General features: G+C 64.4%; 17 protein-coding genes. 7 read left to right on the top strand and 10 right to left on the bottom strand.

The window, feature by feature from the left end:
- Positions 1–78: 78 nt before the first annotated feature.
- Genes ACODSJ_RS12010 through ACODSJ_RS11995 form a run of 4 tightly spaced genes read left to right on the top strand, consistent with a single transcriptional unit; the run spans position 79 to position 5,202 of the window.
- Entirely contained in the window at positions 79–561 is a 483-nt protein-coding gene (locus ACODSJ_RS12010) for a formate dehydrogenase subunit gamma (protein WP_489101925.1), read from the top strand.
- Complete coding sequence (locus tag ACODSJ_RS12005) at positions 555–2,111, top strand: formate dehydrogenase beta subunit (RefSeq protein WP_489101924.1); 1,557 nt, start codon at positions 555–557, stop codon at positions 2,109–2,111. Before ACODSJ_RS12010 ends, ACODSJ_RS12005 begins: the two co-directional genes overlap by 7 nt.
- Complete coding sequence (gene fdhF, locus ACODSJ_RS12000; protein WP_489101923.1) at positions 2,108–4,984, top strand: formate dehydrogenase subunit alpha; 2,877 nt, start codon at positions 2,108–2,110, stop codon at positions 4,982–4,984. Before ACODSJ_RS12005 ends, fdhF begins: the two co-directional genes overlap by 4 nt.
- On the top strand, positions 4,981–5,202 hold the full coding sequence (locus tag ACODSJ_RS11995; RefSeq protein ID WP_489101922.1) for a formate dehydrogenase subunit delta: 222 nt from the start codon (positions 4,981–4,983) through the stop codon (positions 5,200–5,202). The genes fdhF and ACODSJ_RS11995 overlap by 4 nt, the downstream gene beginning before the upstream one ends.
- An 80-nt stretch (positions 5,203–5,282) precedes the next feature.
- On the opposite strand, the gene ACODSJ_RS11990 is transcribed toward ACODSJ_RS11995, so the two are convergent.
- The 4 genes from ACODSJ_RS11990 to ACODSJ_RS11975 form a co-directional block, all read right to left on the bottom strand.
- Positions 5,283–5,807: an AidA/PixA family protein gene (locus ACODSJ_RS11990; protein WP_489101921.1), complete on the bottom strand. Its 525-nt coding sequence runs from the start codon at positions 5,805–5,807 to the stop codon at positions 5,283–5,285.
- A 443-nt stretch (positions 5,808–6,250) separates the two neighbouring features.
- Positions 6,251–6,562 carry an isochorismate lyase gene (locus ACODSJ_RS11985; protein ID WP_489101920.1) on the bottom strand — a complete coding sequence of 104 codons (312 nt, stop codon included), beginning with the start codon at positions 6,560–6,562 and terminating at the stop codon, positions 6,251–6,253.
- 151 nt (positions 6,563–6,713) lie between these two features.
- On the bottom strand, positions 6,714–7,499 hold the full coding sequence (locus tag ACODSJ_RS11980) for an SDR family NAD(P)-dependent oxidoreductase (protein WP_489101919.1): 786 nt from the start codon (positions 7,497–7,499) through the stop codon (positions 6,714–6,716).
- 72 nt (positions 7,500–7,571) lie between these two features.
- The gene (locus ACODSJ_RS11975; protein WP_489101918.1) at positions 7,572–9,032 is read right to left on the bottom strand and encodes an efflux transporter outer membrane subunit; all 1,461 of its coding nucleotides are present in this window, start codon (positions 9,030–9,032) and stop codon (positions 7,572–7,574) included.
- Between the two features lie 390 nt (positions 9,033–9,422).
- On the opposite strand from ACODSJ_RS11975, the gene ACODSJ_RS11970 reads away from it, so the two are divergent.
- The 3 genes from ACODSJ_RS11970 to fabF are packed head-to-tail and all read left to right on the top strand — an operon-like array spanning position 9,423 to position 14,958.
- On the top strand, positions 9,423–10,532 hold the full coding sequence (locus ACODSJ_RS11970) for an efflux RND transporter periplasmic adaptor subunit (RefSeq protein WP_489101917.1): 1,110 nt from the start codon (positions 9,423–9,425) through the stop codon (positions 10,530–10,532).
- The gene (locus ACODSJ_RS11965; RefSeq protein WP_489101916.1) at positions 10,529–13,609 is read left to right on the top strand and encodes an efflux RND transporter permease subunit; all 3,081 of its coding nucleotides are present in this window, start codon (positions 10,529–10,531) and stop codon (positions 13,607–13,609) included. The genes ACODSJ_RS11970 and ACODSJ_RS11965 overlap by 4 nt, the downstream gene beginning before the upstream one ends.
- A gap of 56 nt (positions 13,610–13,665) precedes the next feature.
- Positions 13,666–14,958, top strand: coding sequence for a beta-ketoacyl-ACP synthase II (fabF, locus tag ACODSJ_RS11960; protein ID WP_489101915.1), 1,293 nt, complete (start codon positions 13,666–13,668; stop codon positions 14,956–14,958).
- A 214-nt stretch (positions 14,959–15,172) separates the two neighbouring features.
- Here the strand turns inward: fabF and ACODSJ_RS11955 are convergent, their stop codons facing one another.
- The 6 genes from ACODSJ_RS11955 to ACODSJ_RS11930 all read right to left on the bottom strand — a co-directional run bounded on the left by ACODSJ_RS11955 (position 15,173) and on the right by ACODSJ_RS11930 (position 21,429).
- Complete coding sequence (locus ACODSJ_RS11955) at positions 15,173–16,129, bottom strand: GGDEF domain-containing protein (protein ID WP_489101914.1); 957 nt, start codon at positions 16,127–16,129, stop codon at positions 15,173–15,175.
- 3 nt (positions 16,130–16,132) lie between these two features.
- A complete protein-coding gene (locus ACODSJ_RS11950; RefSeq protein WP_489101913.1) occupies positions 16,133–17,131 on the bottom strand; it encodes a response regulator in 999 nt (332 codons plus the stop codon).
- Between the two features lie 262 nt (positions 17,132–17,393).
- Positions 17,394–18,365 carry an FAD:protein FMN transferase gene (locus ACODSJ_RS11945; protein ID WP_489101912.1) on the bottom strand — a complete coding sequence of 324 codons (972 nt, stop codon included), beginning with the start codon at positions 18,363–18,365 and terminating at the stop codon, positions 17,394–17,396.
- On the bottom strand, positions 18,349–20,529 hold the full coding sequence (locus tag ACODSJ_RS11940; protein WP_489101911.1) for a PepSY domain-containing protein: 2,181 nt from the start codon (positions 20,527–20,529) through the stop codon (positions 18,349–18,351). The genes ACODSJ_RS11945 and ACODSJ_RS11940 overlap by 17 nt, the downstream gene beginning before the upstream one ends.
- Before the next feature lie 22 nt (positions 20,530–20,551).
- Entirely contained in the window at positions 20,552–21,022 is a 471-nt protein-coding gene (locus ACODSJ_RS11935; RefSeq protein ID WP_489101910.1) for a DUF2271 domain-containing protein, read from the bottom strand.
- Positions 21,023–21,105: 83 nt separating this feature from the next.
- On the bottom strand, positions 21,106–21,429 hold the full coding sequence (locus ACODSJ_RS11930) for a PepSY domain-containing protein (protein ID WP_489101909.1): 324 nt from the start codon (positions 21,427–21,429) through the stop codon (positions 21,106–21,108).
- Between the last annotated feature and the right edge of the window lie 83 nt (positions 21,430–21,512).

Below are 21,512 nucleotides of genomic sequence, written 5' to 3'. Positions count from 1 at the left end.
TGGCCGGACGCCGGAGCCAAGACTCCGCACGATGAGCGCCCTGGGAGGCGCCGTCGTTCGGGATGCCGAGGTACATTTATGCCCGATGAGACGCTTCACCTGCCTCTGATTCACAGTGTGCTTGTGCGCGAAAAGGACACCCCCGGTGCCTTGCTGCCCATTCTCCACGCCATCCAGGAAGGTTGCGGGTACGTCCCCGATGCCGCCGTCCCTGAGATCGCCCATGCGCTCAATCTCAGCCAGGCTGAAGTTCGCGGTGTGATCAGCTTCTACCACGATTTCCGTACCACGCCGCCCGCGCGCCATACGCTGCGCCTGTGCCGGGCCGAGTCCTGCAAGAGCATGGGAGCCGAGGCGTTGGCGGCCCAGTTGCGCGAGCAACTGTCGCTGGACGACCACGGCACCAGCGCCGATGGCAGCATCAGCCTGCGGCCGGTCTATTGCCTGGGTGCGTGCGCTTGTTCGCCGGCCCTGGAAGTGGACGGTGAGCTGCATGCACGGTTGACGCCGGAGCGCCTGCGCCAGTTGGTCAATGGTTGCCTGGAGGAGGGCGCATGCTGAAGCTCTGCATTCCCCGTGATTCGGTGGCCCGTGCCGTGGGCGCGGACAAGGTGGCGGTGGCGTTGGCCCGCGAGGCCGAACAGCGGCAGTTGCCGCTGCAAGTGCTGCGCACCAGTTCCCGTGGGCTCTATTGGCTCGAACCCTTGGTGGAAATCGAAAGCGCCGGCGTCCGGTTGGGCTTTGGTCCTGTCACGCCGCAAGACGTGCCGAGCCTGCTCGACGCGCTGGCGGGCGACCCCGGCAGCCATCCGCTGGCCCTGGGGCCGGTGGAAGAAATCCCTTATCTCAAGAGCCAGCAGCGCCTGTTGTTCGCGCGCGCCGGCATCACCCAGCCGCTGTCCCTGGACGATTACCGCGCCAAGGGCGGTTTCCAGGGCCTGGCCCGCGCCCTGCAGATGGATGGCGCCGACGTGGTGGCCAGCGTGCTCGACTCCGGCCTGCGCGGTCGCGGTGGCGCGGCGTTCCCGGCGGGGATCAAGTGGCGCACCGTGCGCGAAGCGCCGGGCCCCCAGAAATACGTGGTCTGTAACGCCGACGAAGGCGACTCCGGCACGTTCGCCGACCGCATGCTGATGGAAGGCGACCCGTTCCTGCTGATCGAAGGCATGATCATCGCCGGCATCGCCGTGGGGGCCAACAAAGGCTACATCTATGTGCGCTCGGAATACCCGGACGCCGTCAGCACCCTCAACGACGCCCTGCGCATCGCCCAGGAAGCCGGTTACCTGGGCGCTGATGTCAGCGGCAGCGGCCGCGCGTTCGACCTGGAAGTCCGGGTGGGCGCGGGTGCGTACATCTGCGGCGAGGAAACCTCGCTGCTCGAATCCCTCGAAGGCAAGCGCGGCACGGTTCGCGCCAAGCCGCCATTGCCGGCCCTGCAAGGCCTGTTCGGTCTGCCGACTTTGGTCCACAACGTGCTGACCCTGACCTCGATCCCGATCATCATGGAGAAGGGCGCGCAGTTCTATCGTGACTTCGGCATGGGCCGTTCCCTGGGCACGATGCCGTTTCAACTGGCGGGCAACGTTCGCCGGGGTGGCCTGGTCGAGCGTGCGTTCGGCCTGAGCCTGCGCGAACTGGTGGAAGAGTACGGTGGAGGCACCGCCAGCGGTCGGCCGCTGAAGGCCGCGCAAGTGGGTGGACCACTCGGCGCCTGGGTGCCGCCTTCGCAATTCGACACGCCGCTGGACTACGAGGCGTTCGCCGCGATGGGCGCGATGCTCGGCCACGGTGGCGTGGTGGTCGCCGACGATAGCCTGGACATGGCCCAGATGGCGCGTTTCGCCTTGCAGTTCTGCGCCGAGGAATCGTGCGGCAAGTGCACGCCGTGCCGGATCGGCTCCACCCGTGGGGTGGAAGCGGTGGACCGCTTGATTGCCAGCACCGACGCCAACGTTCGCCAGGAACAAGCGCTGTTGTTGCATGACCTCTGCGACACCCTGCAATACGGCTCGCTCTGCGCCCTGGGGGGGATGACGTCCTACCCCGTGGCCAGCGCCCTCAAGCATTTTCCCGCCGACTTCGGTCTGGCGACGGAGGCCGACCAATGATCAATATCTTCGACCCAGCCAGCGATATCGACCTCGGCACACCGGCACGTGACAGTGAAGTGCAGGTCAGTGTGACCATCGACGGCCGTGAAATCAGCGTGCCGTCCGGCACTTCGGTGATGCGCGCCGCGGCGTTGCTCGGCACCACCATTCCCAAACTCTGCGCCACCGACAGCCTGGAAGCGTTCGGCTCTTGCCGCATGTGCCTGGTGGAGATCGACGGCATGCGCGGCTACCCGGCCTCGTGCACCACACCGGTGACCGAAGGCATGGTGGTGCGCACCCAGACCTCCAGGCTGGCCGGCCTGCGCCGCAACGTGATGGAGTTGTATATTTCCGATCACCCGCTGGACTGCCTGACCTGCTCGGCCAACGGCAACTGCGAGTTGCAGACCGTCGCCGGCCAAGTGGGCTTGCGCGAGGTGCGCTACGGCTACGACGGCGCCAACCACCTGGACGAGAAAAAGGACGTTTCCAACCCTTATTTCGACTACGACCCGAGCAAGTGCATCGTCTGCAGCCGTTGCGTGCGTGCCTGCGAGGAGACCCAGGGCACCTTCGCCCTGACCATCACCGGTCGCGGCTTCGAGTCCCGCGTGGAAGCGGCCGGGGGCGACAATTTCCTCGACTCCGAGTGCGTGTCCTGCGGCGCCTGCGTGCAGGCTTGCCCCACCGCCACCCTGATGGAAAAGAGCGTGGTGGAGCTGGGCCAGCCCGAGCGTAGCGTGATCACTACCTGCGCATACTGCGGCGTGGGTTGCTCGTTCCGCGCTGAAATGAAAGGCGACCAACTGGTGCGCATGGTCCCGGACAAGAACGGCCAGGCCAACCACGGCCACTCTTGCGTCAAGGGCCGTTTCGCCTGGGGCTACGCCACCCACCCGGACCGCATCACCAAGCCGATGATCCGCAAGCACATCAGCGATCCGTGGCAGGAAGTCAGTTGGGAAGAGGCGGTCACCTACGCCGCCAGCGAACTGCGGCGCATCCAGCTCAAGTACGGCCGCGACTCCATCGGCGGGATCACCTCCAGCCGTTGTACCAACGAAGAAAGCTACTTGGTGCAGAAGCTGGTGCGTACGGCCTTCGGCAACAACAACGTCGACACCTGCGCCCGTGTCTGCCACTCGCCGACCGGTTATGGCCTCAAGCAGACCCTGGGCGAGTCCGCCGGTACCCAGAGTTTCGACTCGGTGATGCAGGCGGATGTCATCCTGGTGATGGGCGCCAACCCCACCGATGCACACCCGGTGTTCGGTTCCCAGCTCAAGCGCCGCCTGCGCCAGGGCGCACGGCTGATCGTGATCGACCCGCGTCGCATCGACCTGGTGGACTCGCCTCACGCCCGTGCCGAGTTGCACCTGCAACTGCGTCCAGGCACCAACGTGGCGATGCTCAATGCGCTGGCCCACGTGATCGTCACCGAGGGGCTGGTCAACCAGCGTTTCGTCGACGAACGCTGCGAGGCGGCGGAGTTCGCCCGCTGGCGTGATTTCGTCAGCCAGTCGGATAACGCCCCTGAAGTCCTCGGTCCGGTCTGCGGTGTTCCCGCCGAGCAGATCCGCGCCGCTGCACGGCTCTATGCCACGGGCGGCAACGCGGCCATCTACTACGGCCTCGGCGTCACCGAACACAGCCAGGGCAGCACCTCGGTGATGGGCATCGCCAACCTCGCCATGGTCACCGGCAACATCGGCCGCGAAGGCGTCGGCGTGAACCCGCTGCGTGGGCAGAACAACGTCCAGGGTTCCTGCGACATGGGCTCGTTCCCCCACGAGTTGCCGGGTTATCGGCACATTTCCAACGAGACCGTGCGCGCCGAGTTCGAGCGGGCCTGGAACGTGACCCTGCAACCCGATCCGGGCCTGCGCATTCCGAACATGTTCGAGGCGGCGCTGGACGGCACCTTCAAGGCGCTGTACTGCCAGGGCGAAGACATTGCCCAGAGCGACCCGAACACCCAGCACGTGACCGCCGCGCTGAGCGCCATGGAATGCGTGGTGGTGCAGGACATCTTCCTCAACGAAACGGCCAAGTTTGCCCACGTGTTCCTGCCGGGCAGCTCGTTCCTCGAGAAGGACGGCACCTTCACCAACGCCGAGCGCCGCATTTCGCGGGTGCGCAAGGTCATGGAGCCCCTGGCCGGCAAAGGCGACTGGGAAGCGACCGTCGCCCTGGCCGACGCCCTGGGCTACAAGATGCAGTACAGCCATCCTTCGGAAATCATGGATGAAATCGCACGCCTGACGCCGACGTTCCATCGCGTCAGCTACGCCGAGCTGGAACGTCACGGCAGCCTGCAATGGCCGTGCAACGATGCCGCGCCGGATGGCACCCCGACCATGCACATCGACGAGTTCGTGCGCGGCAAAGGGCGCTTCATGCTCACCGGCTACGTGCCCACCGAAGAGAAGGTCAACGGCCGCTATCCGTTGCTGCTCACCACCGGCCGCATCCTCAGCCAGTACAACGTCGGCGCCCAGACGCGGCGTACCGACAACGTCGCCTGGCACGAGGAAGACCGGCTGGAGATCCACCCGACCGATGCCGAGAACCGTGGCATTGTCGAGGGTGATTGGGTCGGCATCAGCAGCCGTGCCGGGCAGACCGTGCAGCGTGCCAAGATCAGCGAGCGGGTGGCACCGGGGGTGGTCTACACCACCTTCCACTTCCCCGAATCGGGCGCGAACGTGATCACCACCGACAACTCCGACTGGGCCACCAACTGCCCGGAATACAAAGTGACGGCGGTGGAAATCGTGCGGGTCAACCAACCTTCCGAATGGCAGAAGCGTTATCAGGCGTTCAGTGATGAACAGGGTCGCCTGTTGCGCGAGCGTCGCCACGCCGAGAAAGCCGAGGTACGTCGATGAGTTCTGACAGCCTGATCAAGATGGCCAACCAGATCGGCCAATACTTCGCCAGCGAGCCAGATAAAGAGCAGGCGGTGCGTGGCGTCTATCAGCACATGAAAAGCTTCTGGACGCCGGCCATGTGCCGCGATTTGTTGGCCTGGGAAACGAAACACCCCGAAGCGGTCCTGCATCCGCTGGTGCTGGAAGCGTTGACGGAGTTTGCCGAACCGGCCTAGCTGGTCTGGTAGATGCACAAAGCCCCGGTCGGTGACCTTCGTTTTGATGAAGGCGCCGGCCGGGGCTTTTTGCGTTTCAGTTACAGGTTATTGACGGTGACGTAGGGGTCCCAGGTGTAGTTCGGGCCAATCTGGTTCAGGTTACGGTCCAGCAGGACGAAGGTGATGGTGTACCAGAGTTTTCCCGGATTCTCGGCGATGGCTTGCCAGAAGGTGTAGGTCACATCGGTCTTGGCTATACCGCCGGGGGCGTTCTTGTCCAGGTACGGCACTGGGATGCCGGGAATGTTGTAGGAGATCGGAGTGGACATGGTGCCCTGGTAGTTTCCGCCCTTGTGGGGGTCGCCATTCTGGACATCAACGATCAATGCGATGCGGTCGAAGTTGCGCGACAGCGTTGTGGCACGCCAGCGGATGTTGTCGCCGGGCTTGACGTCGATCCACAGCTCGTTGCCGCCTTCGCCGGTGTTGCCGCTGGCGTGGCTGTCGACGGCATCGCGCGTCACCAGCATGGAAATGGCGCCGCCGACATCGTTGGGGTGGGCAAGCAGGTAATCGGCATCGACGTTGACGAGCACATCAATGGTTTGGGTCGCTCCAGACATTTGCTGCTCCTTGCTTGGGAATGACAGGGACGACCGCGCCTGCAAAGGCGTCCGGGCCACCCGGTCCCTGGGTGCGGTCGTGGAAGGAACGATAGGTGGTGGCCGAGTGGTGTCAAATCTCGAACGCTCGACGGGGATCAAACGCAGCGAAACGCGGCGAGGGTAATGCCTTGATTTGCTTCGGGGCTGGTAGATTTCCTAGCGGGTAGGCGGTGGTTCGCTGGCGGCATCAGTGGGCAAAGACCTACAACAGATGTCGATGATCACCACCCATCCTGCCAGTGCACACGGCCTTCTGTGGCGAGGGGATTTATCCCCGCTGGGCTGCGTAGCGGCCCTAAAACAGTGAACTCAATCTTCCTGGCACACCGAGTTGCCTGGTTTGGGGCTGCTAAGCAGCCCAGCGGGGATAAATCCCCTCGCCACAGGGGTTGTGTTAATCCTCAGGCTTCGGGTTGGCGCGCCGCCCAGTGTTTCATCTCTTCGGCAATGAAGTGATTCACCAGGTCGCTGTACATTTTCTCGATCGCATCCGGGTTCAGGCCCTGCGCCTCGGCCCACTCACGCCGTGTCGCCAGCATCGCCTTGAAACGCTCCGGCGCCCGCACCGAAGCCGCCGAAGTCTTGAACTTCGAGGCCGCCAGTACGTACTGGAAGCGTTTGCCCAATAGCTCGATAACGGTCTGGTCGAGGGCATCGATTTCTTGTCGGATGTCTTCCATGTTGCTGCATTGCGAGGGGGATAACGGGTCCATGTAGTCAACTCCTTGAGATCAATATGACCGGCCCGGCATGATACGTTCCTTGGGTATGGGCCCGCGACACAAGGGCAAAAAAAGGCCCTTGCCATCACTGGCGGGCCTTTGGGAGATGTGTCTTATGAGTCTACGGCATCTTGCAACCCGCCTAGGCCCCCATGACGCGCGTCATGAGCGCCTGGTGAAGCCACCGTGGCGTGGCCCAGGTCAAGACGGTGATGGCCTTGTTGCCGAAGCCTGGCACGACGCTCATGCGTCCGGCCTGCAGCGCTCGGATACCCGCGCTGACGACCGGCTGGGGCGGCATCATCACCTTTTGCAGGATCGGCGTGAGCTTCTGCCTGGCGCTTTCGGCAAACCCGGTGTCCGACAGGCCCGGACACAGGGCGGTCACTGTGACGCCGTCGGGCTTGAGTTCGCGGTGAAGGGCATCGGAAAAGCGCAGCACATAAGCCTTCGCGGCCGAGTAAACGGCGAAATGCTTGACGCCCTGGAAAGACAGCAGGCTGGCGACCATGAGGATCTGGCCGCGTTTGCGGGCGCGCATGTCGGCTGCGAAGAGGCGGGTCATGGCAGTCAGGCTGGCAATGTCCAGGTCGATCATGGCCAAGGACGCATCCAGGGGCTGATCCAGGAAAGGTCCCTGCAAGCCATGGCCGGCGTTGTTGATCAGCACGTCGATCACGATGTGGCGTTCGCTGAGTCGCTGGTGCAGTTGGATGACCGCCGGGATCGAGGACAGGTCCACCTGCTCGACGATCACCGCCACGCCGAAGCGTTCGCGCAGTTCCTGCGACAAGGCTTCGAGCCGGTCCAGCCGCCGGGCCACCAGGACCAGTGATTTGCCCTGGGCGGCGTATTGCCGGGCAAACTCCTCGCCAAAGCCGCTCGATGCGCCGGTGATGAGCACCCAGGCATTTACATTCGATTTCATGTCGCTGTTCTCTGATTGTCGGGCTGAAGGAAGAGGGCGGTGCCCGCCGGAAAAACGCGGCACCGGATCACGTCATCGAGCGGCCAGCGGCTGGGCTTCGAGTGGTTGCCAGCCGCCACCCAGGGCCCTGAATGTCGCGACCGCCGCCCGTGCCGATTCCGTTTGCGCCTGTGCCCGCGCATCGGCCACTTGCAGCACCGTCTCGTCGGCGTGCAGGACGTCGATCAGGCTGGCGGTGCCTTTCTGGTAGGCAATGAACGACGATTGGCGAGCCTTGGTCAGCGAGGTTTCCCCGTCGACGAGGGTGGTGGATTGGGCTTGGCGGTTCACCAGGGCGGAGAACGCGTTTTCGACGTCCTCGGTGGCGCGCAAGACCGACTGGCGGTACGCGGCCAGGGCTTCGGCTTCCTGCCCCTTGGCTTGATCGATCTGGGCGTTGATGCGGCCGAAGTCGAACAGTCTCCAGCGCAGCCCCAGTGCGCCGGTCGCCTGGCTGGCGCCATTGGAGAACAGGTGACCGGCGGAGACGGACGTGGCGCTGCCGAGCAACGCGCTGAGGGAGAATTTGGGGTAGTACTCGGCGACGGCTTCGCCGATGCGCGCGTTGGAGGCGGCGAGGCGTCGCTCGGCCACGATGAGGTCCGGTCGACGGCGCAGCAGGTCGGCGGGCGTCCCGGTGGCCTTGATCGCCGGCACAAGCGGAATGCTGCCGGCATCGGCCAGTTGCGCGCGGTGGGTGCCTGGCGGTGTGCCGAGCATGACATCCAGGGCGTTCATCGCCGCTTCCAGGCCGGTCTGCAGGACTGGCACGGTCGCCTGGACCTGCGCCAGCGAGCCCTCGGTCTGGCGGACCTGGTAGTCGGCGGCGAGGCCTTTGCCATAGAGCAATTGGACTTTTTCCAGCAGGTCTTGCTGGGTTTTGACTTGTTGGTTCGCAATCTCCAGCCGGGACTGCAAACCGCGCAGGGTGATGTAGATATCGGCGGTTTGCGCCGCGACGGCCAGTCGCGTGGCGACCGCGCCCGCCTCGGAGGCCTGGTACTCGGCCAGCGCAGCTTCTCGTGCGCGGTGCAGGCCGCCAAACAGATCCACTTCCCAACTGGCCCCGAGGTCGAGCCCGTAGGCATTTCCGTATCGATCAAAGCCAGGCCTTGAGCTGAGCGCCTGGCCGAGGGGCGTCTCGACCGACTGATAGGAACGAGCGGCCTGGCCGCTGACATTTCCCGAAGGCAGCAAGGCGGCATTGGCGGCGCCCAGGCCGGCCTGGGCTTGTGCGACTCGCGCAGAAGCCTGCATCAGGTCGAGGTTCTGCTCCAGTGCCTGGGAGACGAAGCGGGTCAGTACCGGATCGTCAAACCCTTCCCACCACGTTTCGAGATCGGCCGACGTCGCGGCGCGCCGCTGTTCGACAGAAGGTCGACCCAGGTAATGGTCCGAGAGCGGGGCGTCCGGGCGCTGGTAGTCCGGACCGACCGCGCAGCCTGCCATCAAGCTGGCGCTCACCAAAAGAGCTAGGGGGCGGAAGGGAGGCATCGAGGTTCCTTGGGGTAAAGGATAGTTGGTGACCATATTACATAATGGTCACTGGATGTCAATTCAACTCATGAGGCGAGGTGGCCGGGATCGTTTCGCTGTGCCATCAGGCAAAGCTCGCCTATGGGGTCATGCTCGCTCACTTAAGGCCGGCGACACCCCTGTGGCGAGGGAGCTTGCTCCCGCTCGGCTGCGAAGCAGTCGTGAGTCACCAAGTGCGGTGCACCTGATACTCCGCATTCGGTAGGTTTTGGGGTCGCTTCGCGGCCCAGCGGGAGCAAGCTCCCTCGTCACGGGCGACAAGTAAAAAGATTGTGACTATTGACAATACTGGTCACTTGATCTGACTATATGATCTCCATCATATATCTGCTTTCAAGTAGGGAACCTATGCTCCGGCTCCGACCTGTCACCTTCGCCGCCTGCTTGTTGCCTCTCGTCCTCACGGCGTGTGGCGACTCATCCACCGCTGACGACCCGCGCACGCTCGCCCCGCTGGTGAGGGTTTCCCAAGTTCGGGGTTCGTCCGATGTCTCGCGTTCTTTCACCGGTGTCGTCGCGGCTCGTGTCCAGAGTGACCTGGGTTTTCGCGTGTCCGGCAAGGTGCTGGAGCGTTTGGTGGACGCCGGCCAGGGCGTGAAAAAGGGCCAGCCGCTCATGCGCCTGGACCCGATCGATCTGGGGTTGCAGGCCCGTGCGCAGCAAGAGGCGGTCACGGCCGCCCGTGCCCGGGCCAAGCAGACGGCGGATGACGAGGCTCGGTACCGCGAGCTGGTCGCCGCCGGCGCCATTTCCGCCTCGGGCTACGACCAGATCAAAGCCGCGGCGGACACCGCGAAGGCGCAGCTCAGCGCTGCCGAGGCGCAGGCCGATGTGGCCCGCAACGCGTCCGGTTATGCCGTGCTGCTCGCCGACGCCGATGGCGTGGTGATGGACACGCTCGCCGAGCCGGGGCAAGTCGTCAGCCCCGGCCAACCGGTGGTTCGACTGGCGCGAGCCGGGCAGCGCGAAGCCGTTGTGCAACTGCCCGAAACCTTGCGGCCTGCCGTCGGGTCCAGCGCGCAGGCGACGCTGTATGGCAACAGCGCGGCGGCTGTGACCGCCAGGCTCAGGCTCCTGTCGGACTCGGCCGACCGAATCACGCGCACCTTCGAGGCACGCTATGTGTTGGAAGGGGCGTTGGCCAACGCGCCGCTGGGTTCCACCGTCACTTTGCGCATTGCCGACGGTGCGGCCCAAGGGCCGGTGCTGCAAGTGCCGATGGCGGCCTTGTACGATCCGGGCAAAGGCAGCGGCGTATGGGTGATCGGCGGCGAGCCGGCCAAAGTCAGTTGGCGAGCGGTGCAAGTCCTGGGGCTGAGCGACGACGCTGCACGCGTGACCGGCAATCTTGCCGTGGGTGAGCGCATTGTCGGACTGGGCGCGCATTTGCTGCATGAAGGCGAGCAGGTGAGGCTGATCCCGTCGGGTGACGTCAACGTTGCCGGGAGCCGCCAATGAGCCTCAACCTCTCGGCGCTCGCCGTGCGCGAGCGCGCCATCACGGTGTTCCTGATTTTCCTGATCGCAGTGGCCGGGACCCTGGCGTTCTTCAAGCTGGGGCGTGCGGAGGACCCGCCGTTCACGGTCAAGCAATTGACCGTGATTACCGCCTGGCCGGGCGCGACGGCGCAGGAGATGCAGGATCAGGTCGCCGAGCCCCTTGAGAAGCGCCTGCAAGAACTGAAGTGGTACGACCGCACGGAGACTTACACCCGGCCCGGCCTGGCGTTCACGATGGTGTCGCTGCTCGATCGCACGCCGCCCTCCCAGGTGCAGGAGGAGTTCTACCAGGCCCGGAAAAAGCTCGACGATGAAGCCATCAAGCTGCCGGCGGGCGTCATCGGGCCGATGGTCAACGATGAGTTTTCGGACGTGACCTTCGCGTTGTTCGCCCTCAAGGCCAAGGGTGAGCCGCAGCGCTTGCTGGTGCGCGATGCCGAAGCGTTGCGCCAACGCTTGTTGCACGTGCCTGGGGTGAAAAAGGTCAACATCATCGGCGAGCAGGCCGAGCGCATCTTCATTTCCTTTTCCCATGACCGGCTGGCCACCCTGGGCGTATCGCCCCAGGACATCTTCGCCGCGCTGAACAGCCAGAACGTGCTCACGCCCGCGGGCTCGATCGAAACCAATGGCCCGCAGGTCTTTCTCCGAGTGGACGGCGCCTTCGACAAGCTGGCGAAAATCCGTGACACGCCCCTGGCGATCCAGGGCCGTACGCTCAAGCTTTCCGACGTCGCCACCGTCGAGCGCGGGTATGAAGACCCGGCGACTTTCCTCGTGCGCAACAATGGCGAAGAGGCCCTGTTGTTGGCCGTCATCATGCGCGAGGGTTGGAACGGCCTGGACCTGGGCAAGGCGCTGGATGCGCAGACGAGCAAGATCAATGCAAGCATGCCGCTGGGCATGACCCTGAGCAAAGTTACCGATCAGTCGGTCAACATCGACTCGTCCGTCAACGAGTTCATGGTCAAGTTCTTCGTCGCGCTGCTGGTGGTGATGGTCGTGTGCTTCATCAGCATGGGCTGGCACGTCGGGATCGTAGTCGCGGCAGCGGTGCCGTTGACCTTGGCCGTGGTGTTCGTGGTGATGGCGGCCACCGGCAAGAACTTTGACCGTATCACCCTCGGATCGCTGATCCTGGCGCTCGGGTTGCTGGTGGACGACGCCATCATCGCGATCGAGATGATGGTGGTGAAAATGGAGGAGGGCTACGACCGCATCAAAGCGTCCGCCTATGCCTGGAGCCATACGGCCGCCCCGATGCTGTCCGGCACGCTGGTGACGGCCATCGGCTTCTTGCCCAATGGTTTTGCCCAGTCGACCGCCGGCGAATACACCAGCAACATGTTCTGGATCGTGGGCATCGCCCTGATCGCTTCCTGGGTGGTGGCGGTGGCGTTCACGCCCTATCTGGGGGTGAAGATGTTGCCGCACATCAAGGAAGTCGAAGGCGGCCACGCGGCCATTTACGACACCCCGCGCTACAACCGCTTTCGCCGGCTGCTGACCCGGGTCATTGCCCACAAATGGTCGGTGGCTGGCGCAGTGATCGCGGCTTTCGTGGTGGCGATCCTGGGCATGGGCCTGGTCAAGAAGCAGTTCTTCCCCACCTCGGACCGTCCGGAAGTCCTGGTGGAGGTGCAAATGCCTTATGGAACCGCTATCGAGCAGACCAGCGCCGCCACCGCCAAGGTCGAGGCCTGGTTGCAGCAGCAGAAGGAGGCCAAGATCGTCACGGCCTACATCGGCCAGGGCGCGCCGCGCTTCTTCCTGGCCATGGCGCCGGAACTGCCGGATCCGTCATTCGCCAAGATCGTGGTGCTGACCGACAGCCAGGAGGCGCGCGAGGCCCTCAAGTTCCGTCTGCGCGAGGCGGCTGCCCAGGGGCTGGCCCCAGAGGCGCGCGTGCGGGTGAGTCAACTGGTGTTTGGGCCGTACTCGCCATTTCCCGTGGCGTACCGGGTGATGGGGCCGGACCCTGTGACGTTGCGAGAGATCGCTGCTCAGGTCCAGGACGTGATCCGGGCAAACCCGTTGATGCGCACCGTCAACACCGACTGGGGACCGCTGGCGCCGACGCTGCATTTCAACCTGGACCAGGACCGTTTGCAGGCCGTGGGGCTGACCTCCAGTGCCGTGGCGCAGCAGCTGCAGTTCTTGCTGACGGGGGTACCGATCACCTCGGTGCGCGAGGACATTCGCTCGGTGCAGGTGGTGGGGCGTGCGGCGGGTGAGATCCGTCTCGACCCGGCCAGGATAGAAGGTTTCACCCTGGTGGGCGCGGCGGGACAGCGCATTCCGCTGTCCCAGGTCGGCGAGGTCGATGTGCGCATGGAAGATCCGATCCTGCGCCGCCGCGACCGCACGCCGACCATCACCGTGCGCGGCGACATCGCCGAAGGTCAGCAGCCACCGGACGTGTCGAGCATCGTCATGAAACAACTGCAACCGGTGATCGACACGCTGCCCGACGGCTACCGTATCGAGCAGGCGGGCGCCATCGAGGAGTCGGGCAAGGCCGGCATGGCCATATTGCCGCTGCTGCCGATCATGATTGCGATCACGCTGTTGATCATCATTGTGCAGGTGCGTTCGATCGCGGCGATGATCATGGTGTTCCTCACCGCGCCCCTGGGGTTGATCGGCGTGGTGCCGACGCTGCTGATCTTCAACCAGCCGTTCGGGATCAACGCCTTGGTCGGCCTGATCGCACTGTCGGGCATCCTGATGCGCAACACGCTGATCCTCATCGGCCAGATCCATCACAACGCGAAGGAAGGGCTGGACCCGTTCCAGGCGGTGATCGAGGCCACGGTCCAGCGAGCCCGCCCGGTGTTGTTGACGGCGCTGGCGGCGATCCTGGCATTCATCCCCCTGACGCACTCGGTGTTCTGGGGAACGCTGGCCTACACCCTGATTGGCGGCACGTTCGCCGGCACCCTCATGACGTTGGTGTTCCTGCCGGCGATGTATTCCATCTGGTTCAAGATCCATCCCGTCACGGCGGGGCAAACTCAAACAGCACGGCCGGCGTAGGCAAGCGAATGCCGCTGCAGGTCCTGAGCGTCGACTGAGAAGTGAAGAGGTTTTTTATGATGACTGCCGAAGGTCAAAAGCGAATCGTCGTCACGGGCGTGGGTATGGTCGGGCCACTGGGCTGCGGTGTCGAGGAGGTCTGGTCACGGTTGCTGGCCGGGCGCTCTGGTATCCGTCAGTTGCCTGAAGCGATCACCGAGGGCACCGGCGTGGCGGTCGGCGGCCAGGTGCCGTCCCTGGAGGAGGACGCCGTTGCCGGTTATGACCCGCAACGCATCATCTCGCCCAAGGACCGCAAGAAGATGGACCGTTTCATCGAATTTGCCCTGGTGGCCGCCCACGAGGCATTGGAGCAGGCCGGCTGGCACCCTACCGATGCCGCAAGCCAGGAGCGCACGGCCACGATCATTTCATCGGGAGTGGGCGGGTTCGGGACGATTGCCGACGCCGTGCGCACCACGGATGAGCGTGGGCCTCGTCGATTGTCGCCGTTCACGGCGCCGGCGTTCCTCGCCAACATGGCGGCCGGGCACGTTTCCATCCAGCACGGGTTCAAGGGGCCGCTCGGTGCGCCGGTCACGGCGTGTGCCGCCGGGGTGCAGGCCATTGGCGATGCGGCCCGGCTCATCAGGAGCGGTGAAGCGGACATCGCCGTATGCGGTGGCACCGAGGCGGCGATAGACCGGGTGACCCTGGGCTGTTTTGCCGCCGCCCGGGCGTTGTCCACGGGGTTTGCCGAACGCCCGCAGGAAGCTTCGCGTCCGTTCGATCGTGATCGCGACGGCTTTGTCATGTCCGAAGGGGCAGGGTTGCTGGTGATCGAGTCGCTGGAACATGCCCTTGCCCGGGGTGCCAAGCCCCTGGCGGAACTGGTGGGCTATGGCACCAGCGCCGATGCCTATCACCTGACGGCCGGGCCGGAAGACGGCAACGGCGCCCGGCGCGCCATGGAACAGGCGCTGCGACAGGCCAAGGTGAGCCCTGGCGAGGTGCAGCACATCAATGCCCATGCGACGTCTACCCAGGTGGGCGACAACGGCGAGCTGGCGGCGATTCGTGCGATGTTCGGGCGTGATGCCGGTGTGGCGATCACCTCGACCAAATCCGCCACCGGGCATCTGTTGGGCGCGGCCGGAGGCATCGAGGCGATCTTCACGGTCATGGCGCTTCGCGACCAGATCGCACCGCCGACCCTGAATCTGCACCATCCCGACGAAGGCGCAGAAGGGCTCGACCTGGTGGCCCTGCAATCGCGGAAGATGCCGATGACGCACGCGCTTTCAAATGGCTTCGGGTTTGGTGGGGTCAATGCCAGCGTGCTGTTCCGGCGGTGGGAACCTAGCGCCTGAGGCTGCTCGTGACCGACACAGCCAACCCGTGGCGAGGGAGCTTGCTCCCGCTCGGCTGCGCAGCAGTCGCAAAACCAGACAATGCGGTTTTTCCTGAAGTAATGCAGGGGCCTGCTTTGCAGGCCAGCGGGAGCGAGCTCCCTCGCCACAGGAGTGGTTTTATGCTTGGGAGTTGAGTTGTTTGAGCTGACGCCATCGCAGTCTCTTCGCCGCGCTACGACTCGTACACCGTCACCTGGTTACGCCCGTTTTTCTTCGACGAATACAAGGCCTGGTCCGCCCAGCTGATCAGGTCGGCATGGCTGTTCGAGGGGGCGTTCAGTTCGGCTACCCCCAGGCTGATGGTGAAGCGGATGCGCTGGTCGTTGTAGCGCACGTCCAATGCTTCGATAGCCTTGCGCAGGCGCTCGGCGAAGATCTGGGCGCCGGCCTTGTCGGTGTCCGACAGCACCACGCCGAATTCTTCTCCGCCATAGCGCCCGGCCACGTCGGACTCGCGGACGTGTTCGTGCAACAGCCCGGCGACTTGCTCGATCACCTTGTCCCCGGCCTGGTGACCGTAGGTGTCGTTGACCCGCTTGAAGTGGTCGATGTCGAACATCACCAGGCTCAAGGCGGTGCCGTAGCGCTGGTGGCGAGCGTGGGCGGTTTTCAGGCTCTCTTCCCAGTGCCCACGGTTATACAGGCCGGTCAGCCGATCGGTGCTGGAGAGCTTTTGCAGTTGCGCATTGGCGGCCTGGAGCTGGTGCCGGTTGGTGGCGACGTCAGTGACGTCATAGATCACCAGGCAGACATGGTTGATGCTGTTGTCCGAGGAGCGCAGTGCCAGCAGCGTGGTGTTCTGGTACATGAACTCTTCCTGGCCGGTGATCGGCTGGTAGCTCTTGAAACGCACCAGGTACGGCCGTTGTTCCCAGATGGTGAACGCCGGCGTGCCGAGGGTCGCGACGCTTTCGACCTTGCGGCTGAACCACTGCTGATCGATGTCGGGAAACAGGCTGAAAATGTGCTGGTTGTGGGCGTCCTTCGGCTGTATCCCCGAGCGGTTCTCCATGAAGGTGTTCCAGACCTGCACGCGGTATTGGCGATCGAGCACCACCACGCCCACGTCAATGCTCTGGACGATGGCCAACAGCCAATGGAATTCATGCACATCAATAGAGTGATTCATGGCTCAGCTCATCAAGTAGGCGAGTTTATGGGTCAAGCGCTCGATGGAATCCTCCGTGAACAGCAGCAACAGGTCGAAGCGAATGTCGTGTCCTTCCAGGCTGTAGCTGATCTCCACGGCCAGGGTCTTTTTCCAGTGTTTGCTGTTGGCCCGGATCAGTTCCTCGATCGCGGCATGCTGGCCGAGAATCTGCGGGTGGCCCTGGGAAAACACCACGTCGATCTGCTCGGCGATGCTGCTCAGGCAGGCGCCGATCAGGACGCTGGAGAGATCGAGCAGCATTTCCAGGTCCGAATAATCGGCGCTCTGGCGCTGCATCAGTTGCCCGATGTCGGCGATTTCCGAGTCGTGGAAGATCAACAGGGCCTCGCCGGCGATGCCACTGCCGATGAAGCCCTGGCAGATGGCCGTGAGGTGTTGGGAATTGCCCGCGTCGTTCAGCGCCATGTGCAGCTCGCCGACCTCCAGGACGTTCACGTTCGGTACGGGCAACTGCACGAAAACCCCAAGGACCTTGGCGATCAAGGCCGCCGCCCGGCCGATGGCCACGTTGACCGTCTCGCGGAATGCGTCGTGGAAGCTGACGGCTGTGTTCGAGCCGGCATGCTGGCGCAGTGCGACCTCGCCGGGTTTGGTCAGCAGCCCCAGCTGGTTGAGGGTCTGGCGCAACTCGCTTTCATCGAAGGGCTTTTTCAGGAACGCCAGCGCGCCCAGTTCGAGCACGCGGCGCACCGCTTGTTCCTGGACGTCACCGGAGATCACGATGACCTGTGCCTTCAACCCTTCGTTGCGCAGGGCGCTCAACACCTGGTAGCCGTCCATCTCCGGCATGGTCAGGTCGAGCAACACCACCTGTCCCAGCCCTAGGCGGATGGCGTCCATCGCCTGGCGACCATTCACGGCCTCGGTGACCGACACCGGCCAATCCGCCGGCAGCGCCCGCAAGACTTGCTTACGGGCCATGGTGGAGTCGTCACACACTACTAGGGGAATCACTGACACAGTAAGGGCTCATCTGAGTTGAACATCAGGGAAAATCCGTGGGTCATCATGCCTTTATTGGGGTGTGAAGACCACTCGCCGGACCGGCTCATCAAGCACAACGTCCACTATTGGGACGTCGGCAGGACGTTTCCGGTTCCCGGCGTTATTGCCCGTATTGTTCAACCTCTTCGCCGAAGGCCGGCGTCATGAGCCTCCCGGCGGCCAGCCCCTTGGGCCGGCTCGCCTGTGTCGTTGCGGGCGAGGCCCGCAGCGCAGGGCTTCAGCGCGTTTCGAGCTGTGCCTGCAATTGCCCGCCGGCAATGGCTATTTCGTGGAACCGGTCGCCGTCGCGCAGCACGAATAGCGCATCCATTCCCCGGGCTTGCGCCAGGCGCGGGCCTTCGGTCGGGCCCAGTACCATCAGCGCGGTGGCCCAGGCATCGGCCAGCATGCAGGAACTCGCCACCACGGTGACCGCCGCCAGGGCGTTGCGCACAGGGGCCGCGGTGGCCGGATCCAGGGTATGGGCATAAGACTGGCCCTTCACGTCGATCCAGTGGCGGTAGTCGCCGGAGGTGGCGATGGCCGCGTCGCTGAGGTCCATCACCCCCATGACTTCACGAACACCCCGGCAGGGCTTCTCAATGGCCACGACCCAGGGTTGAGCGCCAGGCTTGGTGCCACGAGCACGCATTTCCCCGTCGATGCCCACCAGGTAATCGGTGATGCCCTGGTCGTCCAGGCAGCGGGCCAGCTCATCGACCCCGAAGCCCTTGGCGATGCCGTTCAGGTCCAGGCTCAGTGGGCCCCGTTTGCGCACCCGTTTGCGCGGTGGGTCCAGCGCCAGGCCGGCACAGGCGGACAGCCGCGGTTGCGGCGCCGTCGTATCGGGTGTCGCGGTGGGAACGGCCGGTTGGCCGGGGCCGAATCCCCAGGCGTCGACCAGGTCACCCACCGCGATGTCGAAGGCGCCGCTGGAAAGCCGACCGACCCGCAACGCCGCCGTCAGGACCCTGAGCAGTTCCTCGGGTACCACCGCCCATTCCTGCTCGGGGGCGGCATTGAGGCGGTTGAGGTCGGAGTTCGGCTTATAGAGGGACATCTGCTGGTCCACCCGGTCCACGGCACGGGACAGGTGTTCGTCGAGGGTGTCGGTGTCGATGCCGGCTTCGGCGTAGAACAGGGCGGTGTATCGCGTGCCCATGGTCTCGCCGTTGAGGCTGTAGCGTTTCAGTTCAGTAGACGTCTTCACGGTAGCGTCCTTGTGCCTTGAGGGTCAGTACATTCAGGTTGAGTGGCGCCAGCACTTCGTCCAGGGCCTGCATCACGCCCTTGGCCATCTCGCGCCCGCCACAGACCAGGACCTGGGCGCCTTTGTCGATCAGGCGGCGCAGGATCAAGGCATCGCTGAGCAGCCGGTCTTGCACGTAACTGCCGTCCAGGACCTGGGAGAATGCCGCCCGCAACGCGGTGAGTCGCCGGTCATCCAGGTAATGCTTGAGCTCGGTTTCATAGAGGAAATCCGAGGTTGGGCTGCGTCCGCCCCAGTACAAATGCATGGGGTGGCGGGCCTTGTTGTTGCGGATGAACCCGGCCAGGGGACCGATGCCCGTACCGGCACCGATCAGGATCACCGGGTGATTGCCCGAAGCCGGACGAAACTGCGGGTTGGGCTGGATGAACGCCTGGATCGACGCGCCAATGCCAAGGTCATGGAGGTACTGCGAGCACAGGCCGCCCTTGTGCTTGCGCACGCAGATCTCCAGCAAGCCATCCTGCGAGCCACTGGCCAGCGAGTAGAACCGTGGCGTCGTACTGCCCGGAGGGACGATTGCGACGAGGTCGCCGGCCTCGAAATCCGGCAAGGTGGCCGGCGCCTTGAAGCGCAGTATGTGGGTCGGTGCATTGACCTGTGCACCGTAGGCGCGACGTTCGGCCAGCTCCAGTTCGTGGGTGGGCTGCTGCCGTGGCGTGTAGGCCAGCGTCAGGTCGTGCCCCAGTACCTGACCCAGCAGGTGGCCCCAGCGGGTGAATGCCTGGGACGACTGGCGGTTGACGGTTTCCAGTTCAAGCAGCGGCCGGCCTCCGGCCTGCAACATGGCGTCCTGGACCTGATGGGCGAACTGGCAGAACTGCGGAAACTGTCGATCACCAAAGCCCAGTACGGCAAACGGCAGGCCGGGCTTCAGGCCGGTCTTGGCCAGCCGCGACAGGAACCGTGAAGCCTGCGCCGGGGCATTGCCGTCGCCATGGGTGGCGGTGAGGATGAGCAGGCGCTGGGCATTGCCGCAGCCATTAGCGTACTGATTCATGGTCGCGCTATGGACGCGGTGCCCGGCCTGGTGCAGCGCCTCATGCAACGCGCTGGCGAAGCCCCAGGTGCTGTTGTTTTCGCTGCCCACCAGGATCACGGTATCGGCCAGTTGGACGGCAACGTTGTGGCGGATGCGCGGCCCGGCCTGGCGACGACGCCACCACATCAGGACACCAGTGACGCTCATCAACGGCACGCCGAGGGCGCTCAGCCCCAGCAACAGGCCGAGCCACCAGAGGCCCTCGCCGGTATGCAGTTGGTAGATCAGTTCGTAGAGGTTGTGCATCGGGTCATGGGCTTGATAGGACAGCAGTGCCCCGTTGGCCGGGTCCACGTAGCCGTCGCCCTGGGCCGTGCGCAAGGAAAACACATCCTGCGGGTTGCTGGGGCTTGGATAGACGAGTTCGCGCAGGTCGTTCAGGTCGGTCGCCTGCAAGGCGGCCAGGCTTGCCACCGGCATGGCCGGCCCGGCGCTGAGCTGGGCCGGGAAGGGCGGTTCGCCCTGGCTGCCGTCAGTGATCAGGTCGAAAGTCGTGGCGCACAGATAGAGCCCGCTCAGCGACGACAACAGCAAGCCCAGCACCGCCAGGCGCGCGACCTGCGCGTGCCAGCGCTGGCTGAAGTCGCCACGCAACGGCCGCAGCAGATTGCGCCAGCCGCCCACCCGCCGCACCAGTAGCAGCGCGCCGGACACCGACAGGACCAGCATCAGCAGCGCCCCGAAGCCCGCGATGCCGTGGCCGGCGGTGCCCAGCAACAGCGAGCGGTGCAGGTCTTTGATCCAGCGTGAAACGTCGGACGGCTGGTAGGGCGCGAGGCCTTGCCCGGTCAGTGGATCGACCTTTTCGGCGCCGGCCTGGCCTCGCTCGGTGTAGTAGACAATGACCGTGCCGGACGCCGTGCGCTGGATTTGCTCCACGCCCGGGAAGTGGCTGGCGACGCGCCCGGCCAACTGAGCGACATTGACCTGTCCGGCCTCGGTGGCGGTGCCGTGCAATCTTTCCAGGGCCGGGTCGACCGACAGGAACGCGCCGCTGATGGCCAGCAGCGCCACCAACAGGGCAGCCACCAGGCCGGGCAGTGAGTGGAACTGGCGAAGCATGTGCAGCCTCCAGGAATGACCACTAAAGGTCGTAGGTAAAGGACTCGACGTAGGTGTTGCCGGTCGCTGGCTGGCCCGATCCTGCGGACGTCAGGGGTACGCTGACATCGGCGCGGGCATCTCGCTTGTCTTCGACGGCGCTGTCGATGCGGATCTGGTACCCGGCGTCAATCAAGGTGTCTGCCAGCTCGACGCTGACTTTGAGTGTGTCCCCACTGCCGACGCTGGCGCCGCTGACGCCGTCGTACTCGCTCGGGTTCATCTGGCTGCCCCGGGCCCAGTCGGGCAGGTGCTTGTAGTACTTGGCTTTCTTGCCGGCGACCCAGAGGGTTTTCTGGTATTGGCCGTTGGCATCGGTGAGGTAGATCGCCAGGTACGCATCATTGCCCCTGTAGGGCTTGAGCTGTGTGGTCAGGGTCACTTCACGGGCCTGGGCCAGCGCTGGCAAGGCAAGGGCGCCGGCGAGGCAGGTGGCGGCGATGAGCTTTTTCATGGGGGTGTCCTTTTTGATCGGTCGGTCGCAAGGGTGGACCTGCTTGCTGACAGCAACCTGAAGCGCAGCAGGGGGAACGCGGTTCATTGGGAGAGCGGGATGCCGAGGTAATCCCGGGCATCACCGTCGTCCTGGAAATAAATCTTGAGCGTGCGCAGGCGCAACGAGGCCGGCAGGAAACTGGCCTGGATGACATTGCCCTTGCGGTCCAGTCCCATGAGCTTGTAGCAACCGTCGTCGACCTTGATGCGTTGCACGCTCCAGCCGTATTGCTGCTCCACTTGCTGGCGCAAGGTTTCGCGCGGCTGCCATTGATTCACCGGGTCGCTGCAGTCGTCGTCTGCCAGGGCGTAGCCGCACAGCAGCGCGCTTAACAGGGTGGTACTGGCGATAAAAGCGGATTTCATTGATCTGTCTCCTGCCGGGGGTGTCGTCGTTGGCCTACCTTGAAGGGCATTCCTGACAACCAGCTGAATCTTCAGATTCACGT

The sequence above is a fragment of the Pseudomonas sp. FG6 genome, assembly GCF_057809015.1.
The sequence above is the reverse complement of the archived record's forward strand: the minus strand, read 5'-3'. Positions and strand labels throughout refer to the sequence as shown.

Excerpts from the sequence above, each read along its gene's own strand:
- ACODSJ_RS12010 (WP_489101925.1), top strand. The coding sequence starts at position 79 with ATGCCCGATGAGACGCTTCACCTGCCTCTGATTCACAGTGTGCTTGTG.
- ACODSJ_RS12005 (WP_489101924.1), top strand. The coding sequence starts at position 555 with ATGCTGAAGCTCTGCATTCCCCGTGATTCGGTGGCCCGTGCCGTGGGC.
- fdhF (WP_489101923.1), top strand. The coding sequence starts at position 2,108 with ATGATCAATATCTTCGACCCAGCCAGCGATATCGACCTCGGCACACCG.
- ACODSJ_RS11995 (WP_489101922.1), top strand. The coding sequence starts at position 4,981 with ATGAGTTCTGACAGCCTGATCAAGATGGCCAACCAGATCGGCCAATAC.
- ACODSJ_RS11990 (WP_489101921.1), bottom strand. The coding sequence starts at position 5,807 with ATGTCTGGAGCGACCCAAACCATTGATGTGCTCGTCAACGTCGATGCC.
- ACODSJ_RS11985 (WP_489101920.1), bottom strand. The coding sequence starts at position 6,562 with ATGGACCCGTTATCCCCCTCGCAATGCAGCAACATGGAAGACATCCGA.
- ACODSJ_RS11980 (WP_489101919.1), bottom strand. The coding sequence starts at position 7,499 with ATGAAATCGAATGTAAATGCCTGGGTGCTCATCACCGGCGCATCGAGC.
- ACODSJ_RS11975 (WP_489101918.1), bottom strand. The coding sequence starts at position 9,032 with ATGCCTCCCTTCCGCCCCCTAGCTCTTTTGGTGAGCGCCAGCTTGATG.
- ACODSJ_RS11970 (WP_489101917.1), top strand. The coding sequence starts at position 9,423 with ATGCTCCGGCTCCGACCTGTCACCTTCGCCGCCTGCTTGTTGCCTCTC.
- ACODSJ_RS11965 (WP_489101916.1), top strand. The coding sequence starts at position 10,529 with ATGAGCCTCAACCTCTCGGCGCTCGCCGTGCGCGAGCGCGCCATCACG.
- fabF (WP_489101915.1), top strand. The coding sequence starts at position 13,666 with ATGATGACTGCCGAAGGTCAAAAGCGAATCGTCGTCACGGGCGTGGGT.
- ACODSJ_RS11955 (WP_489101914.1), bottom strand. The coding sequence starts at position 16,129 with ATGAATCACTCTATTGATGTGCATGAATTCCATTGGCTGTTGGCCATC.
- ACODSJ_RS11940 (WP_489101911.1), bottom strand. The coding sequence starts at position 20,529 with ATGCTTCGCCAGTTCCACTCACTGCCCGGCCTGGTGGCTGCCCTGTTG.
- ACODSJ_RS11935 (WP_489101910.1), bottom strand. The coding sequence starts at position 21,022 with ATGAAAAAGCTCATCGCCGCCACCTGCCTCGCCGGCGCCCTTGCCTTG.
- ACODSJ_RS11930 (WP_489101909.1), bottom strand. The coding sequence starts at position 21,429 with ATGAAATCCGCTTTTATCGCCAGTACCACCCTGTTAAGCGCGCTGCTG.